General features: G+C 59.4%; 17 protein-coding genes. 11 read left to right on the plus strand and 6 right to left on the minus strand.

Features of this window, described 5'->3' with window-relative positions; genetic code table 11:
* The gene (locus tag AC07UI_RS00430) at nt 1-2,178 is read left to right on the plus strand and encodes a malate synthase G (RefSeq protein ID WP_494990602.1); all 2,178 of its coding nucleotides are present in this window, start codon (nt 1-3) and stop codon (nt 2,176-2,178) included.
* 190 nt (nt 2,179-2,368) lie between these two features.
* Here AC07UI_RS00430 and AC07UI_RS00435 read toward each other — a convergent pair whose 3' ends face one another.
* Entirely contained in the window at nt 2,369-2,815 is a 447-nt protein-coding gene (locus AC07UI_RS00435) for a response regulator (protein ID WP_494990603.1), read from the minus strand.
* 245 nt (nt 2,816-3,060) lie between these two features.
* Here AC07UI_RS00435 and AC07UI_RS00440 point away from each other — a divergent pair, with 245 nt between their 5' ends.
* From AC07UI_RS00440 to AC07UI_RS00450, 3 genes are all read left to right on the plus strand, one after another.
* Nucleotides 3,061-5,001 (plus strand): putative nucleotidyltransferase substrate binding domain-containing protein, encoded by a 1,941-nt coding sequence (locus tag AC07UI_RS00440; protein WP_494990604.1) that lies wholly within the window; start codon nt 3,061-3,063, stop codon nt 4,999-5,001.
* Nucleotides 4,998-5,705: a 3'-5' exonuclease gene (locus tag AC07UI_RS00445; RefSeq protein ID WP_494990605.1), complete on the plus strand. Its 708-nt coding sequence runs from the start codon at nt 4,998-5,000 to the stop codon at nt 5,703-5,705. The genes AC07UI_RS00440 and AC07UI_RS00445 overlap by 4 nt, the downstream gene beginning before the upstream one ends.
* Before the next feature lie 170 nt (nt 5,706-5,875).
* Nucleotides 5,876-6,505, plus strand: a complete 630-nt coding sequence (locus AC07UI_RS00450; RefSeq protein WP_494990606.1) for a glutathione S-transferase — start codon at nt 5,876-5,878, stop codon at nt 6,503-6,505.
* 81 nt (nt 6,506-6,586) lie between these two features.
* Here AC07UI_RS00450 and rloA2 read toward each other — a convergent pair whose 3' ends face one another.
* Entirely contained in the window at nt 6,587-7,084 is a 498-nt protein-coding gene (rloA2, locus tag AC07UI_RS00455) for a retropepsin-like aspartic peptidase RloA2 (protein ID WP_494990607.1), read from the minus strand.
* Between the two features lie 312 nt (nt 7,085-7,396).
* Between rloA2 and yihG the strand changes: the two genes are divergently transcribed.
* Nucleotides 7,397-8,284, plus strand: a complete 888-nt coding sequence (gene yihG, locus AC07UI_RS00460) for a 1-acylglycerol-3-phosphate O-acyltransferase, YihG family (protein WP_494990608.1) — start codon at nt 7,397-7,399, stop codon at nt 8,282-8,284.
* Between the two features lies 1 nt (nt 8,285).
* Here the strand turns inward: yihG and AC07UI_RS00465 are convergent, their stop codons facing one another.
* On the minus strand, nt 8,286-8,852 hold the full coding sequence (locus tag AC07UI_RS00465) for a DUF2780 domain-containing protein (protein WP_494990609.1): 567 nt from the start codon (nt 8,850-8,852) through the stop codon (nt 8,286-8,288).
* Nucleotides 8,853-9,087: 235 nt separating this feature from the next.
* Between AC07UI_RS00465 and AC07UI_RS00470 the strand changes: the two genes are divergently transcribed.
* From AC07UI_RS00470 to AC07UI_RS00495, 6 genes are all read left to right on the plus strand, one after another.
* On the plus strand, nt 9,088-9,681 hold the full coding sequence (locus AC07UI_RS00470) for a fasciclin domain-containing protein (protein WP_494990610.1): 594 nt from the start codon (nt 9,088-9,090) through the stop codon (nt 9,679-9,681).
* A 55-nt stretch (nt 9,682-9,736) separates the two neighbouring features.
* Entirely contained in the window at nt 9,737-10,381 is a 645-nt protein-coding gene (locus AC07UI_RS00475) for a sigma-70 family RNA polymerase sigma factor (RefSeq protein ID WP_494990611.1), read from the plus strand.
* Entirely contained in the window at nt 10,378-11,052 is a 675-nt protein-coding gene (locus AC07UI_RS00480; protein WP_494990612.1) for an anti-sigma factor, read from the plus strand. Before AC07UI_RS00475 ends, AC07UI_RS00480 begins: the two co-directional genes overlap by 4 nt.
* A 465-nt stretch (nt 11,053-11,517) precedes the next feature.
* Nucleotides 11,518-11,790 carry a hypothetical protein gene (locus AC07UI_RS00485; RefSeq protein ID WP_494990613.1) on the plus strand — a complete coding sequence of 91 codons (273 nt, stop codon included), beginning with the start codon at nt 11,518-11,520 and terminating at the stop codon, nt 11,788-11,790.
* Between the two features lie 298 nt (nt 11,791-12,088).
* The gene (locus tag AC07UI_RS00490; protein WP_494990614.1) at nt 12,089-12,268 is read left to right on the plus strand and encodes a hypothetical protein; all 180 of its coding nucleotides are present in this window, start codon (nt 12,089-12,091) and stop codon (nt 12,266-12,268) included.
* A gap of 164 nt (nt 12,269-12,432) precedes the next feature.
* Nucleotides 12,433-13,395 (plus strand): RHS repeat-associated core domain-containing protein, encoded by a 963-nt coding sequence (locus AC07UI_RS00495; protein ID WP_494990615.1) that lies wholly within the window; start codon nt 12,433-12,435, stop codon nt 13,393-13,395.
* Between the two features lie 96 nt (nt 13,396-13,491).
* Here AC07UI_RS00495 and fdhA read toward each other — a convergent pair whose 3' ends face one another.
* From fdhA to AC07UI_RS00510, 3 genes are all read right to left on the minus strand, one after another.
* On the minus strand, nt 13,492-14,691 hold the full coding sequence (fdhA, locus tag AC07UI_RS00500; protein ID WP_123581242.1) for a formaldehyde dehydrogenase, glutathione-independent: 1,200 nt from the start codon (nt 14,689-14,691) through the stop codon (nt 13,492-13,494).
* A gap of 199 nt (nt 14,692-14,890) precedes the next feature.
* A complete protein-coding gene (gene purU, locus AC07UI_RS00505) occupies nt 14,891-15,748 on the minus strand; it encodes a formyltetrahydrofolate deformylase (protein WP_494990616.1) in 858 nt (285 codons plus the stop codon).
* A 139-nt stretch (nt 15,749-15,887) separates the two neighbouring features.
* Nucleotides 15,888-16,520 carry a sarcosine oxidase subunit gamma gene (locus AC07UI_RS00510; RefSeq protein WP_494990617.1) on the minus strand — a complete coding sequence of 211 codons (633 nt, stop codon included), beginning with the start codon at nt 16,518-16,520 and terminating at the stop codon, nt 15,888-15,890.
* Nucleotides 16,521-16,575: the final 55 nt, after the last annotated feature.

Here is a 16,575-nt window from a genome sequence, read left to right on the forward strand (position 1 = left end):
ATGACTGAACACGTTCAAGTCGGTGGCCTGCAGGTCGCCAAAGTCCTGTTCGACTTCGTGAACAACGAAGCCATTCCCGGTACCGGCCTCACCGCCGATAAGTTCTGGGCCGGTGCTGACAAGGTCATTCATGACCTGGCACCGAAGAACAAAGCCCTACTCGCCAAACGCGACGACCTCCAGGCGCGAATCGATGCCTGGCACCAGTCCCGAGCAGGCCAGGCCCATGACGCCGTGGCCTACAAAGCCTTTCTGCAAGACATCGGTTATCTGCTGCCAGAAGCGGCCGATTTCCAGGCAACGACGCAAAACGTCGACGACGAAATCGCTCGCATGGCCGGTCCACAACTGGTCGTACCGGTGATGAACGCCCGCTTCGCCCTCAACGCCTCGAACGCTCGCTGGGGCTCGCTGTACGACGCGTTGTATGGCACTGACGCCATCAGCGAGGCCGACGGCGCAGAGAAAGGCAAAGGCTACAACAAGGTCCGTGGCGACAAGGTCATTGCCTTCGCCCGCGTCTTCCTCGACGAAGCCGTGCCATTGGCGGCCGGCTCCCACGTCGACTCCACCGGCTACAAGATCGTCGACGGCAAACTGGTGGTCAGCCTTAAAGGTGGCAGTAACAGCGGCCTGCGCAACGACGCACAGCTGATCGCCTTCCAGGGCGACGCCGCGGCGCCGTCCGCGATCCTGCTGAAAAACAATGGTCTGCACTTCGAAATCCAGATCGACGCCAGCTCCCCCGTCGGCCAGACCGACCCTGCCGGCGTCAAAGACCTGCTGATGGAAGCTGCGTTGACCACCATCATGGACTGCGAAGACTCGGTCGCCGCTGTCGATGCCGATGACAAAGTGGTGATCTACCGCAACTGGCTCGGCCTGATGAAGGGCGACCTGTGTGAAGAAGTGTCCAAGGGCGGCAAGACTTTTACTCGCACCATGAATGCCGACCGCCGCTACACCGCGCTCGACGGTAGCGAACTGAGCCTGCACGGCCGTTCCCTACTGTTCGTGCGTAACGTTGGCCATTTGATGACCATCGACGCGATTCTCGACAAAGACGGCAACGAAGTGCCGGAAGGAATTCTCGACGGTCTGGTCACCAGCCTCGCAGCGATTCACAGCCTCAACGGCAATAGCTCGCGCAAAAACAGCCGCACCGGCTCGGTCTACATCGTTAAACCGAAAATGCACGGCCCGGAAGAAGCGGCGTTCACCAACGAGCTGTTCGGTCGCATCGAAGAGGTTCTCGACCTGCCACGCAACACCCTCAAAGTCGGCATCATGGACGAAGAGCGGCGTACCACGGTCAACCTCAAGGCCTGCATCAAAGCGGCCAGCGAGCGTGTGGTGTTCATCAACACCGGTTTCCTCGACCGCACCGGCGATGAAATCCACACCTCCATGGAAGCGGGCGCGATGGTGCGCAAAGCGGCCATGAAGTCAGAGAAGTGGATCGGCGCCTACGAGGACTGGAACGTCGATATCGGTTTGAGCACCGGCCTGCAAGGTCGCGCCCAGATCGGTAAAGGCATGTGGGCCATGCCCGACCTGATGGCCGCGATGCTCGAGCAGAAAATCGCTCATCCGCTGGCCGGCGCCAACACCGCTTGGGTGCCATCGCCGACCGCAGCGGCACTGCACGCGCTGCACTACCACAAGGTCGACGTGTTCGCCCGTCAGGCCGAGCTGGCCAAGCGTGGTCGCGCGTCGATCGACGATATCCTGACCATCCCGTTGGCGAGCAACACCCACTGGTCGGCCGAAGAAGTCCAGAACGAGCTGGATAACAATGCCCAGGGCATCCTCGGTTACGTAGTGCGCTGGATCGACCAAGGCGTGGGTTGCTCGAAAGTACCGGACATCAACGACGTCGGCCTGATGGAAGACCGTGCCACGCTGCGTATTTCCAGCCAGCACATCGCCAACTGGTTACGTCACGGCATCGTCAATGAGGCCCAGGTACTGGAAAGCCTCAAGCGCATGGCGCCGGTGGTTGATCGCCAGAACGCCAACGACGCGCTGTACCGTCCGCTGGCACCGGACTTCGACAGCAACATCGCCTTCCAGGCGGCCGTCGAACTGGTAATCGAAGGCACCCAACAGCCGAACGGTTACACCGAGCCGGTCCTGCACCGTCGTCGCCGCGAGTTCAAGGCCAAGAATGGTCTGTGAATAAGCGTTAGCGGTAGATAACAAAAAGCCCTGATCGCAAGATCAGGGCTTTTTTGTGTTCGCTTGGATTGTGCAGTGAGTCCATCGCGGGCAAGAACTAGGCGTCCCCCCTGCTCCTACGGATTGCATGTACCTGTAGGAGCGAGGCTTGCCCGCGATGGCGATATGACAGGCAACCTAAATTCGCCCCCTACGGCACCACTCCCAGCTCATGCTTCACCAGTGCCAATAACTGGCCAGCATCGATCGGCTTGAGCAGGAAATCCACCACACTCAAGTGCATCGCATCAATGGCATCGCGGACATCGGCGTCCCCGGAAATGATGATTATTGGCAGCTCCGCCCGCTCCGACTCGCGCACCTTGCGTATCAAATCCAGACCATTGCACGGTGCCATCCGCAGATCGGTGATGAGCAGCCCAATCGATTTATTCGAGTCCAATAGTTCCAGCGCCGCTTTGCCGCTGGCTGCGGTCATGCAGCGAATGCCATCCAGACCAAGAATTTCCGCCAACAGCTCGCGCGCGTCCTTATCGTCATCGGCGATCAACACGCGCTGCGGCGGCAGATCCGGTTCCAGCATGACGGCGCTCAGCGCCTCGCGCTCGGCATCACTCAAAATATCGTGGTCAGACATACGTTTCTCTACGTTTTCTAATCAATCCCCTAGCACAGTGGTCTGACATCGCTAAGCCAGACTCCAATGTGCACTTCGTCGGATAATTTTCCAAGAGGGCTTATGAAAGGTTTTTCGCACTTATTGCGTAAGACAACTCCCACTAGTACAGCGGCTACATAGACTTACGTCCAATGGGCACCCTGCGCAGAGGGGCCGACCATGGCTAATGATCTGACAACGACAATTCAAAAAAGACTGCGGTAATGGTTATGAGTAAAGCGGATGCCTTCACCCAGGCAGGGAAAACCGCCGTGTTGCAGAACATCCACGGCACCATGCAATTCCTTCAGCGGTTCCCGCCGTTCAATCAAATGGAAAACGCTCACCTGGCTTACCTGGTCGAGCAATGCCGGCTGCGCTTCTATGCGCCGGGCGACAGCATCATCAAACCCGCCGACGGGCCGGTTGAGCACTTCTATATCGTCAAGCAAGGGCGAGTGATCGGAGAACGCCCGCACACCGCCAAGGGCGGTACCGAAACCACCTTCGAAATCACCACTGGCGAGTGTTTCCCGCTTGCCGCACTGCTCGGCGAACGTGCTACCCGCACCGAACACCTGGCGGGGGAAGACACCTTTTGCCTGCAACTGAACAAGTTGGCCTTTATCAAGTTGTTCGCGCTATCGAGCCCGTTCCGCGACTTCGCTCTGCGCGGGGTCAGCAGCCTGCTTGATCAGGTCAACCAGCAAGTTCAGCAAAAAGCCGTGGAAACCCTCGGCACCCAGTATTCGCTCAACACCCGCCTGGGCGAGTTGGCCATGCGCCACCCGGTGTCCTGCAGTCCGATGACGCCATTGCGCGAAGCGGTGACGCTGATGCACGAGCAGCAGGTCGGCAGCATCGTCGTGGTCGATGAACAAAAAGCCCCAATCGGCATTTTCACCCTGCGCGACCTGCGCCAGGTGGTCGCCGACGGCACCAGCGATTTCAACCAGGCCATCGAACAGCACATGACCCAGGCGCCGTTTTTCCTGACGCCGGATCACAGTGCCTTCGATGCTGCAATTGCCATGACCGAACGGCATATCGCGCATGTCTGCCTGGTCAAGGATCAACGCCTGTGCGGCGTGGTCTCGGAGCGTGATCTGTTTTCCCTGCAACGGGTCGATCTGGTGCACCTGGCGCGGACCATCCGCAACGCGCCTCGGGTGGAAAACCTGGTGGCGATTCGCGGCGAAATCGGCCAACTGGTGGAGCGCATGCTCGCCCACGGCGCATCCTCGACCCAGATCACCCACATCATCACCTTGCTCAACGACCATACGGTGTGCCGCGTTATCGAGTTGACGCTTGCGGACAAGGGCGACCCCGGTGTGCCGTTCAGTTGGCTGTGTTTTGGTAGCGAAGGTCGTCGCGAGCAGACGCTGCATACCGATCAGGACAACGGCATTCTCTTCGAAGCGAAAGACGCCGCACACGCCGCCGAGATCCGTAGCAAGTTGCTGCCACTGGCGCAGCAGATCAATCAGAGCCTGGCGCTGTGCGGTTTCACGCGGTGCAAGGGCAACATCATGGCCGGCAACCCCGAGCTGTGTTTGTCCCGTGCCGAGTGGGCCCGGCGTTTTGCGGCGTTCATCCGTGAAGCGACTCCGGAGAACCTGCTGGGTTCGAGCATCTATTTCGACTTGCGGGTGGTCTGGGGTGATGAGCAGGGCTGTGAGCAATTGCGCCGTAACATTCTCCTGCAGGTTGCCGACAACCCTCTGTTCCAGCGCATGATGGCGCAAAACGCCTTGCGCCATCGCCCGCCCGTGGGGCGTTTGCGCGAGTTCGTCCTGGCCCGCAAAGGCAACGAAAAAGCCACACTGGATCTGAAAGTTCAGGGGCTGACCCCCTTCGTCGACGGCGCACGACTGTTGGCTCTGGCCAACGGCATTGAAGCCAACAACACCCTGGAACGCTTGCGCCAACTGGTGGCCAAGGAGGTTATCGAACGGCTGGACGGTGCTGCCTATGAGGAGGCCTACCACTTCATCCAGCAAACCCGTATGCAGCAACATCAGCTGCAATCGCGCGAAAACCTGCCCTACTCCAACCGGGTCGATCCCGACAGCCTCAATCACCTGGATCGGCGAATCCTGCGTGAGTCATTGCGCCAGGCCCAACGCCTGCAAAGCAGTCTGATGCATAGGTATCAGCTATGAACCTGTTCTCCTGGCTACGTCTCAACAGCCCGACACTGACCGCCGAACAGAAACTGCGACTGGAACGCTTGGCGGTCCCCCCGGAGCCGGGCGAATGCAGCCTGCGCGAGCAGCGTTGGGTGGTGCTCGATCTGGAAACCACCGGGCTGAACCTGAACAAGGATCTGGTGCTGTCCATCGGCGCGGTGGTGATTGAGGACGGCGCTATCGATTTCAGCCAGCAATTCGAGCGAACCCTGCAGCGCCCTGAGCACAAACTCAGCCCCAGTGTGCTGATCCACGGTCTGGGTCCCAGCGCCATCGCCGCCGGGAGCGATCCGGTCGAAGCCTTGCTGGACTTCATGGAGTTCGTCGGCGACAGCCCGTTGCTGGCCTTCCATGCGCCGTTCGATCAGCACATGCTCGGGCGAGCCTTGAAGGACAGCCTGGGTTATCGCTTGCAGCATCCATTTCTGGACATCGCGGACATGGCGCCGCTGCTCTGTCCCCAGGTGCACATCCGCGAAGCCGGACTGGATGACTGGCTCAAGCATTTCAAATTGCAGGTCGGCGAACGCCACCACGCCAGCGCCGACGCCCTGGCCACCGCCGAACTGGCGCTGATCCTGTTCAGCCGTGCCCGGCAGCAGCAGATTCATAGCCCGCTGAATCTGCATCAGCGCCTGAGTCAGTGGAAACGCCGGCAACAAGCGCATTCGTTTTAACAAATAATCGCCGGCCCCTACGGGGAGGTGGTCACCCCAGGATGAAGGTGCAGGAGCGAGGCTTGCCCGCGAAGCGATTCCACCAGCGACACAGAACCCTCGCCAGCAGCCCCGGAACTTACTAGGCTAAACCCCTGTTCCCTGTTCCCTGATCACCGCCGAGGAAAGCCATGTTCACCCCCAGCATGACCTTGTTCCACAACCCTGCCTCGCCCTACGTTCGCAAAGTAATGGTGCTGCTCCACGAAACCGGTCAACTGAACCGTGTGGCGCTGCAAAACAGCCAACTCAGCCCGGTCAGCCCGGACGCTGCCCTCAATCAGGACAACCCGCTGGGCAAAATTCCGGCCCTGCGCCTGGCCGACGGCAACGTGCTGCACGACAGCCGGGTGATTCTCGATTACCTCGACCATCAACACGTCGGCAATCCACTGATCCCCCGTGATGGCTCGGCCCGTTGGCGGCGCCTGACCCTGGCCTCGATGGCCGATGGAATCATGGATGCCTCGGTGCTGGTGCGCTATGAAGTCGCCCTGCGCGCCCCGGAAAAACACTGGGACGAGTGGCTCGAAGCCCAACGCGACAAAATCCGCCGCGCCCTGACCGTTCTTGAGCAAGACGCCATCGCCGAACTCACCTGCCATTTCGACGTCGCCGCCATCAGCGTCGCCTGCGCCCTCGGCTACCTGGACTTCCGCCACCCGGACCTGAACTGGCGTGAAGCCAATCCAAAACTTGGCGCCTGGTATGCCGAAGTCAGTCAGCGACCGTCGATGATCGAAACTCAGCCGCCGGTTTGAAATCAGTACTGATCGTCCCCACGCACCAACGTGGGTGCGATCAAAAACAACTCATGAATCAGGCCCAGCGGTAAAGCCGAATCAGCAATCGGGCTTATCCGCCGTAAAGCGCCGCGCCGGGTTCACTGCCGCGCCGAACCCACGCAACGCCTTGGCGCCGATCAGTAGCGGGTAGTTGAAGCTGCTGCGATCGGTCAGGTTGACCTCGACGGTGCGTTTGACGTTGCCCAGGCACAGTTCCAGATCGACGACCGGGCGCCTGCTGACTTCGCTCACGCCGTCGTCTTCTTCATCGGCGCGGTTTTTGATTTTGCTGATCCGCGCGATCTTGTGCTCATAGACCTTGCTGCTTGCGCCCTTGGTCGCCAGGCGGAAACGCACCCAGTTTTCGCCATCACGGGTAAAGGTCTCGATGTCCTTGGCCGACAGCGATGCGGTCAGGGCCCCGGTGTCCATTTTGGCTTGAAGGGTCTCACCGAGCTCCGGCAGCTTGATGTATTCGTAGCGCCCGTAAAGGGTCGGCTCGGCGGCCATGACCGGCAGGGCCAGGAGGGACAACAGAACAAGAACGGATTTCACGGTGGGAGGGTTCCTTGGGGGAATGGGGCGATGACGTCGAATTCTAGACCGCAAAAAGCACAGTAAGTTAGATCGTTCCCACGCTCTGCGTGGTAACGCAGCCCGTGACGCTCTGCGTCACAAGAGCGGACGCAGAGCGTCCAGCGAGGCATTCCCACGCAGAGCGTGGGAACGATCATCTAAGGGATCTGCGTTGCGATTCGAAAACCACCCTACCCAACCAAAGGTGAAACATTCGTCAGTGCGTCAGCATTTGGCCTCTGACCCCAAGCTGCTTATCATGGCGCGCCCTGATGATCTCAAGAGTTATTTATGCGCCGCCTGCTCACCGGCAGTTTCGTTACCCTGCTGCTGTTGCTCAACACCCTGGCCCTGTTCGGACCGCTGATGGTGTTTGCCCTGTTCAAACTGATCCTGCCCGGCCGCTTGCGCGATTACGCCTCCTGGGCGGTGATGTGGATCGCCGAAACCTGGGCCGAAATCGACAAGCTGATCTTCGCCCGGTGCATCCCCACCCAATGGGACATTCGCGGCGGTGAAGGTCTGCGGCAGGACACCTCCTATCTGGTGATCAGCAACCACCAGTCCTGGGTCGACATCCCGGCGCTGATCCAGACCCTGAACCGACGCACGCCGTTCTTCAAATTCTTCCTCAAGAAAGAATTGATCTGGGTGCCGTTTCTCGGACTCGCCTGGTGGGCGCTCGACTACCCGTTCATGAAGCGCTACTCCAAGGCGTTTCTGGCCAGACACCCGGAGCTGCACGGCAAGGATCTGGAGATCACCAAAGTCGCCTGCGAGCTGTTCAAGCGTCAGCCGGTGACCGTGGTCAACTACCTGGAAGGGACCCGTTTCACCCCGACCAAACGGGCGCAGCAACATTCACCGTTCACCCATTTGCTCAACCCAAAGGCTGGCGGCGTGGCCTTCGTGCTGGCGGCCATGGGCGAACAGCTGGATGCGGTTTTGGATGTTACTGTGGTTTACCCGCAGGAAAAGATCCCGGGGTTCTGGAGTTTGATCAGCGGTGATGTGCCCAAGGTGATCATCGACATCCAGACCCGAGAGCTGACTCCTGCGTTATGGCAGGGTGATTACGAAAACGATCCGGTGTTTCGCCAGACCGTCCAGAACTGGGTCAACCAGCTCTGGACCGAGAAGGACCAGCGCATCGACGCCTTGCGCGCCGAGCGTCGTTGAATCAGCTACCGGCGCCCCAGATCCCGCCCAGGCTTTGCAGCAGCGAACCACCAACGCCCTGCTGACCGAGGAATTGCAAAATCACCGGGGCAAACAGGCCGACCATTCCGCTGTCCATGCCCAAGGCGCCGAAGGCGTTGTTCAGGTCGTTGGTGTCTTTGACATTGCCCAGCAGGCCGTCCAGCAATGGAGATTGGCCAGACTGGCCGCCGAGCATTGTGCTCAAACCACCCAAGCCGCCCAATGCACCGTTACCCGTGAGCTGATCCAGGCCCGGCACGCTTTTGCCCAGCAGCGAATAATCACCGCTGCTCAGCTGATTTCTCGCCAGCCCGAGCATTGCGCCGGTACCGCCGATCGCCTGTTCCGGAGTGATGTTGAGCTGCGAACCGAGCGTGTCGAGCAAACCGGCCGCTTGCGGTATTGCCGCGACCACTGCGTCGCCGCTCTGATTGCCTTGCGCACCGGAGACTGCGTTGGCCACATCGCTCAGGTTGAAAGCGGCGAAAACCGGGCTTGCCGCCAGGGTCATGAGCAAAGCCAGTGCAATACCGCGTGAAATCTTCATCGAGACAACCTCTTGGGCCATGAATGCCACCCAACGGGTGGCGCAAAACAGTCCGTTGGACTGGCAAGGACTAGGATTGTTCCCCGCGTCCGCTGCGTTGCGGCAGCCGTTCGGCAAGCCTTGTGGAATCCAGCCGAAATAAATTTTCCGCGCACCGCATCCAGTGTTCGCCCGCCTGCGTATATCAAGCACGGACAGACATTCCTGGCCGATTCTCCTAATAAGGATCATCACCATGAAACGCACTTCGATTAAAACCCCGCTGATCGCCAGCCTGCTGACCCTGGCCCTTTCCAGCAGTTTGGCCCTGAGCACCGCACAAGCAGCCGACATGAGCCACGACAGCGTGATGGTCGGTGGCCAAAGCATGATGCCGAGCAAAGACATCATCGATAACGCCGTCAATTCAGCCGACCACACCACCCTGGTCACCGCCGTGAAAGCCGCCGGGCTGGTCGACACGCTCAAAGGCAAAGGTCCGTTTACCGTGTTCGCGCCGGTCAACTCGGCGTTCGCCGCCCTGCCCGCCGGCACCGTCGACACCCTGCTCAAACCGGAAAACAAAGCCACCCTCACCCATATCCTTACCTACCACGTGGTCGCCGGTAAGCTCGACATGACGGAGCTGACCAAACGCATCAAGGCCGGTGGCGGCAAGGCCGAACTGACCACTGTCAGCGGCGGCAAGCTGTGGATCATGATGAACGGCCCGCACAACATCGTGCTCAAGGATGAGAAAGGCGTCACTGCCGACATCACCACCTACGACGTTAACCAGTCCAACGGCGTGATCCAGGTCATCGACAAAGTGCTGCTGCCTAAAAGCTGAGCATTGATGCCGGCCCTGCGCATCAGGGCCGGCGTTTGCTTTGAGGGACCTGCCCGTGAATGGAACAACGGCGCGCCGTGAACTAACCTCTGCCTGCAACCGGCACAGCGCGCAGCCAACCGTCTCTATATCGTCCACCTGGAGAACCGTCATTTCCACCGACGACGCCGATCAGCTCAAACAGCTTCTGGCTCAGTGTTCACTGGGCGATCGAGGCGCGTTTGAAACCCTCTACCGCCGCGTTGCCCCGCGTTTGCACGGCGTGGCGTTGCGCTTCATGGGACATCGCGATCTGGCTGAAGATGTGCTGCAAGAGAGCTTCGTGCGGATCTGGAACAACGCGTCACGCTACCAGGCGCACCTGTCGGCGCCACTGACCTGGATGATCAACATCACCCGCAATCAGGCCATCGACCAGTTGCGCAGGCATCGTGACCGGGCCCTGAGCAAATTCGCGGAGCAATCGCTGGTCGACGACGCCCCTTCTGCCCAGGAACTGCTGAGCAATGCGCGCGACGTCAGAGCCTTGAACCGCTGCCTGGAGAACCTCGAAGGCATGCAGCGTCAATCGATCACTGTCGCCTACTTTCAGGGTTTGTCGTGCTCTGAGCTGGCCGAACAGTTGGCCGCGCCATTGGGCTCGGTCAAATCCTGGATTCGCCGCGGTATGGAGCGCCTGCGCAGGTGCCTTGAAGCATGAACGACCTGACCCCCCGCCTGCGCCGCGCGCTGGCCGCCGATTACGCCATTGGCCTGATGCCCGCTGCGGCCCGCCGGCGTTTCGAACAACTGCTGCGCGAGGATGCCGCGCTGCGCGCTGAACTGGCCCGGTGGCAGGAAACCCTCGTCAGCCTGAACGAGCCGCTGGTCGAAGAGCCGGTGCCGGATCGTGTGTGGCGGGCCATCACCGCGCGCATCGAACCGCAGCGATTACATGTGCCCGAGAAACGCCCGTTCTGGAATTGGCTACGCGTCACGGCTGCGGTGTGCTCGCTGCTGGTGGCCGTGACCCTGGGCATTCTCTACACCCGCGACGACGCCCGTTACAGCGCGACACTGCTCAGTGCTACCGAACAACCTGCGCTGCGGATCAAGGCCCATGACGACTACCTGCAAGTCGAGCCGCTGACCCTCGCCGCCGTTACGCCTGGGCGCAGTCTGGAATTGTGGGCCATTCCGGCTGATGGCAAACCCATCTCCCTTGGCCTGCTGCCGGCTGACGGCAAAGGCCGGATCAACCTGAGCGAAGAGCAGCAAATCCTGCTCGGCACACCGATTGCGTTGGCCGTCAGCCTTGAACCCCAAGGCGGCTCGCCGACCGGACAACCGACCGGGCCAGTGTTGTATCAGGGGCCGTTGGCGGCGTTGTAAGATTGATCGTTCACTCCGTGTTGATCGCGCTTGATCGTTCCCACGCTCCGCGTGGGAATGCAGCCCGTGACGCTCTGCGTCACATCCAAGAGCGGACGCAGAGCGTCCAGTGAGGCATTCCCACGCGGAGCGTGGGAACGATCAGGCAGCTCAGGTCTTACACCTTTCTCGGAAATCCCCTCACGCGCGCGCCTTGCACCGCCCGAAGCATGAAGCTTATAGTCCGCCCGTCGCCCACATGGCGACCGGGTTTGGCGACCCGAGGAATAAACGGTCAAAAGCTTACTGCTTCTTTGGCAGGATCTTTTGCACCCGCAAGGCTGCGTTATGGCAGCTGTGCGTGGGAGACCTTCGGGTCTGCCGGTTTTTCCGTATGTTCCCGGTTCGCCAACCCGCGTACAGCTGCCACCCTTTCGTTTGGCGACGATTGAGTGGTGGCCCTAACCGAACTGCGGAGTTTTACCCATGAACCGATACATGCCCATCACCGGCATCGACAACGACTTCCACTCCCTGCTCATCGACACTCAGGCACCCCTCGACGTGCTCCACGACACGGCCGCCTACCGCATCCGCGCCGTGACCCAGCTGCTGGAAAACCTTGCCCTGCGCGAAGAAATCAGCAGCGACGCGCTGGTCCTCCACGACTTCGCCCGAGTCCTCGCCATCCCCCTGCGCGACGGCTGCGACTTGATGGACGTGATCGGACGGCGATTGCAGGCGCAAGCTTCGGCATAAAAAACTCACGCCGATCGTTCCCACGCTCCCGCGTGGGAATGCAGCCCGTGACGCTCTGCGTCACATCCAAGAGCGGACGCAGAGCGTCCAGTGAGGCATTCCTTTGCGGCGCGTGGGAACGATCAACCCGCTTTTGAGACAGTCAACCGCCCGTCCGAAACACCAGACTCGTCGATGCAACCTGTAATTTCTGACAGTAGACGAAACATCATCCAGGACTTACAAATTTATCAACAGGGTTTCACCCCTACAGACGGACACCTTGCACATCACTGTCTAACTAATAAAAGGAACTTAAATGATTACTTACATCTACACCGCCCGCGCGGTTAATGGCACTCACAGTAACCAATATGGATCAGTGGACGCAGACACCGCCAAAGAAGCAAAAAAGAAAGTCAAAGGCAAATTCACTTATCCAGTGAAGGTCGAAGTTATAGTGTCCCCAGAAGCGGCGACAAAAAACAGACTTATTTAAAGCACTCACCTCAAACCTCGATTTAACCTCGCGGCCCATCGTCGATGGTTGATGATTTCGGCCTCTTGCGTCCCCCAACCCTAGCAGTTCTGCTAGTAGGCAGCCTTGGCCAATTCAGGGAGAGTAATAACCTGAATCGACGCACCTCTCAGGGAACTCATCCCATGCCGATGAACCGCGAAACCCTGCTCTGCCGCTACCACTACGATCCGCTGGATCGTCTGGCCACTTGCACACCATCGGCGCAGGTCAGCACCCAGCGCTTCTACCTGAAAAACCGTCTGGCCACCGAGATTCAGGGCTCGATGCAGCGCTCGATTTTTCAGCAGGAAGATCAGCTGCTGGCGCAACAACAGCGCCAGGGCGGCACCGTTCAAACCACCCTGCTCGCCACCGATCAACAGCGCTCGGTATTGCGCGCGCTCGACGCGAAACAGCCCCATCCCATCGCCTACACACCTTACGGCCATCGCCCCCCGGAAAACGGCTTGCTCAGCCTGCTCGGCTTCAACGGCGAACACCCGGACCCGGTGACCGGGCATTATGTGTTGGGCAATGGCTATCGAGCGTTTAACCCGGTGTTGATGCGATTCAACAGCCCGGACAGTTGGAGTCCGTTTGGGGAGGGTGGGTTGAATGCGTATGCGTATTGTGTGGGGGATCCGGTGAACCTGGGGGATCCGACGGGGCATGTCAGTTGGCTGGTTTTAATGGCAAAACACTTTCCAAAAGCAATGAAAACGGCCAGGAAACTAAATACCGCCACTCCGCTGGGTTACTTTGAAAAAATCAAAGGAGCACCCCATATAACAGAACAGATTTTAAAATCTTTGCCATCCAAAGACCTGGGCTCTCTTGCCTCTACGTCTACAACCATGAAGAAAACAGTTGATGCAGTATCTGATCGGTCATTGGCACAGATTATCCCTGCCCAAGGAGAGCTGAACTTGGAGATATTGACACCCGCAATGCAAGGAGAAGCTAACGGCATCCTCCCCTACAGAGCAGTTGTTATGCACAACGAGATCCAAAACAATATGAACAACTACAACAGCGTCATGTGGCAGCTTGCAGTTAAAGAATTCAACAGAACGTTACGTCTTGTACTAAAAAGCATACGGAGCTAATCGCCCACTCAGACTAAACAGGTTCTTTTCCAGCCATAAAAACGCATTAAAAATGGAAGCTCCAAAGAGCTTCCATTTTTCATTGCAACTCCGTTATCACGCCGCACTAAACAACTTATGCGGATCGATCACAAACTTCTTCGGCACGCCGGCATCGAACTCGCCGTAACCACGTGGCGCGTCATCAAGGCTGATAACTTCAACACCCACGATGTCGGCGATTTTGATGCGGTCCCACATGATGGCTTGCATCAGTTGGCGGTTGTACTTCATGACCGGGGTCTGGCCGGTGTGGAAGCTGTGGGATTTGGCCCAGCCCAGACCGAAGCGAATGCTCAGGCTGCCCATTTTCGCGGCGGCGTCGACTGCACCCGGATCTTCGGTGACGTAGAGGCCAGGGATGCCGATTTTGCCAGCAACACGAACCACGCCCATCAACGAGTTGAGCACGGTGGCCGGTGCTTCGTGTTTCACGCCGGCATGGCCGTGACCACGGGCTTCGAAACCGACCGCATCGACGGCGCAGTCCACTTCCGGTTCGCCCAACAGTGCAGCGATCTGCTCGTGCAACGGGGTGTCCTGGGACAGGTCGGCGATTTCAAAACCCTGGGCCTTGGCGTGAGCCAGGCGGATCGGATTGACGTCACCGATGATCACCACTGCCGCGCCTAACAGGCGAGCGGAAGCGGCAGCGGCCAGACCGACCGGACCAGCACCGGCGATGTACACCGTGCTACCCGGGCCAACACCAGCGGTCACTGCACCGTGGTAACCGGTGGGCAGAATGTCGGAGAGGCAGGTCAGGTCACGGATTTTTTCCATGGCCCGGTCGCGATCTGGCAGTTTCAGCAGGTTGAAGTCGGCATACGGCACCATCGCGTATTCGGCCTGGCCGCCGGTCCAGTCACCCATGTCGACATAGCCATAGGCACCGCCGGGACGCGCCGGGTTAACGCTCAGGCAAACACCAGTGTGCATCTCTTTGCAGGAACGGCAACGGCCACAGGCGACGTTGAACGGCACCGACACCAGGTCGCCGATCTTCAGGTTCTCGACATCACTGCCTTTCTCGATCACTTCACCAGTGATCTCGTGGCCCAGAACCAGACCGGTCTGGGCCGTGGTACGGCCACGCACCATGTGCTGGTCCGAACCACAGATATTGGTAGACACCACACGCAGGATGACACCGTGTTCGATCTTCCTGCCGCGCGGGTCCTGCATTTTGGGATAGTCGATTTTTTGTACTTCGACCTTGCCATTGCCCAGATACACCACACCACGATTACCAGACATGCTTTCACCTCGCTGTTGTTTTTATGTAGCGCTCGCGTCGCCAATGGGAGGCAGCGCGTTGATTGCTCGGGTTTATTGCCTGTGTGTTTCTGTATTGTTTGAGAGGACGCCTCGCGGGCAAGCCTCGCTCCTACAGGGGTACGCGCTCGTCGTAGGAGCGAGGCTTGCCCGCGATGGGTCGCGAAGCGGCCCCCAAAATCTAAAGAACGACGGTTCTATTGGCGTTTAGAAATACGCGTCGTTCTATGTGATACCCAACCGCCCGCGCCAACGTCAGCCCTTCGATGTCACGCCCCTTGGCGATCAGGTCTTCGGGATAGTGGCTGTGGTCCACCGCTTCCACACCCTGGGCGATGATCGGGCCTTCGTCCAGGTCGTTGTTGATGTAGTGCGCAGTCGCGCCGACCAGTTTCACGCCTTTGTTGTACGCCTGGTGATACGGCTTGGCGCCTTTGAAACCCGGCAGCAAGGAGTGATGAATATTGATCGCCTTGCCATCGAGTTTGCGGCACAGCTCCGGCGACAGCACTTGCATGTAGCGGGCAAGGATCACCAGTTCGGCACCAGACTCTTCGATGACTTGCCACACCTGACGCTCTTGCGCCGGCTTGTCGTTCGGGTCCAGCGGGAAGTGGTAGTAGGGAATTCCATGCCAGTCGGCCAGGGGCTTGAGGTCCGGGTGATTGGAAACCACCGCGGCCACGTCCATGGACAACTGGCCGATGCGTTGGCGGTAGAGCAAGTCGTTGAGGCAGTGATCGGCCTTGGAAACCATGATCACTACTTTTGGCCGGTGGTGCGGCGGTGTCAGTTCGAAAATCATCCCGAAAGCGTCGGTCCGCTCGGCCAGACCTGCGCGGAACGCCTGTTCGTCGAAGTCGTCGGGCTGACGGAATTCCACACGAATGAAGAAGCGGCCGGAAAGCCGATCATCGAAGGAGTGGTGCTCGGTGACGTAGCAACCCTGTTCGAACAGAAAACGGGTCACCGCATCCACCGTGCCCAGGACGCTGGGGCAATCGGCGGTCAAAATCCATGTGTCTGGGGCGCGGCTCATAGTGCGGTGACTCCTGTAGCGAACTGATCGTTCCCACGCTCCGCGTGGGAACGCCGCCATGGACGCTCTGCGTCCGTTTTTGTGACGCAGAGCGTCACGGGATGCATTCCCACGTGGAGCGTGGGAACGATCATCCGTATCAGGCCTGAACGCTAAGGCCGTATTCCGCAGCTGCATCCTGCAACCACAGCCACCAGTAATCGGAGAAGCTGCGGCGGATCAGCAGTTCCCAGGTGTCTTCGGCGGTGTGGCGGATCACCAGTTGCGACTTGGCGAACACGGTGCCGACAGCTTTGCCCACCGGGAAGTTGTTGGGGTGCACGTCGTAGCTGGTGGACTTCATCAGCACTTCGCGGACTTTCGGGCCACTGAGTTCGAGAATCTGTTGGCCGCCGCTGACGTTGACGATGGAGATGTGCAGAGCACCCAGCGCTTCACGCAGTTTTTTCTCGGCAGCAAATTCTTCACCACCCGGCACGATCAGCAGCCATTCGTCCGGCCCCATCCATTGCAGACTGGTTTCGCCTTTGGCGATGACGGTCAGGGCCACTGGCAATTCCAGGCCCAGGGCCTTGTGCACGCCAGCGGCGAACGCTGGGTCATGGCCGTCGCCACGAATGGTCAGATGGCCGAGGAGTTTCTTTTCACGCACGGTGACACCGGCGTTTTTACGGCCCTTGCCCACCAGGCTTTGCAGGGCTGCGTGATGCAGCGACGACTCGGCCTTTGCCCCGGTGGTTGGGCGCTGTTGGTAAACGTTGGCTGTGGTCATGTGGGACACCTGTCTGAATTCTGTATGTTGATCGTTCCCACGCTCTGCGTGGGAA

This window comes from Pseudomonas sp. GW821-FHT04C07, assembly GCF_059420325.1.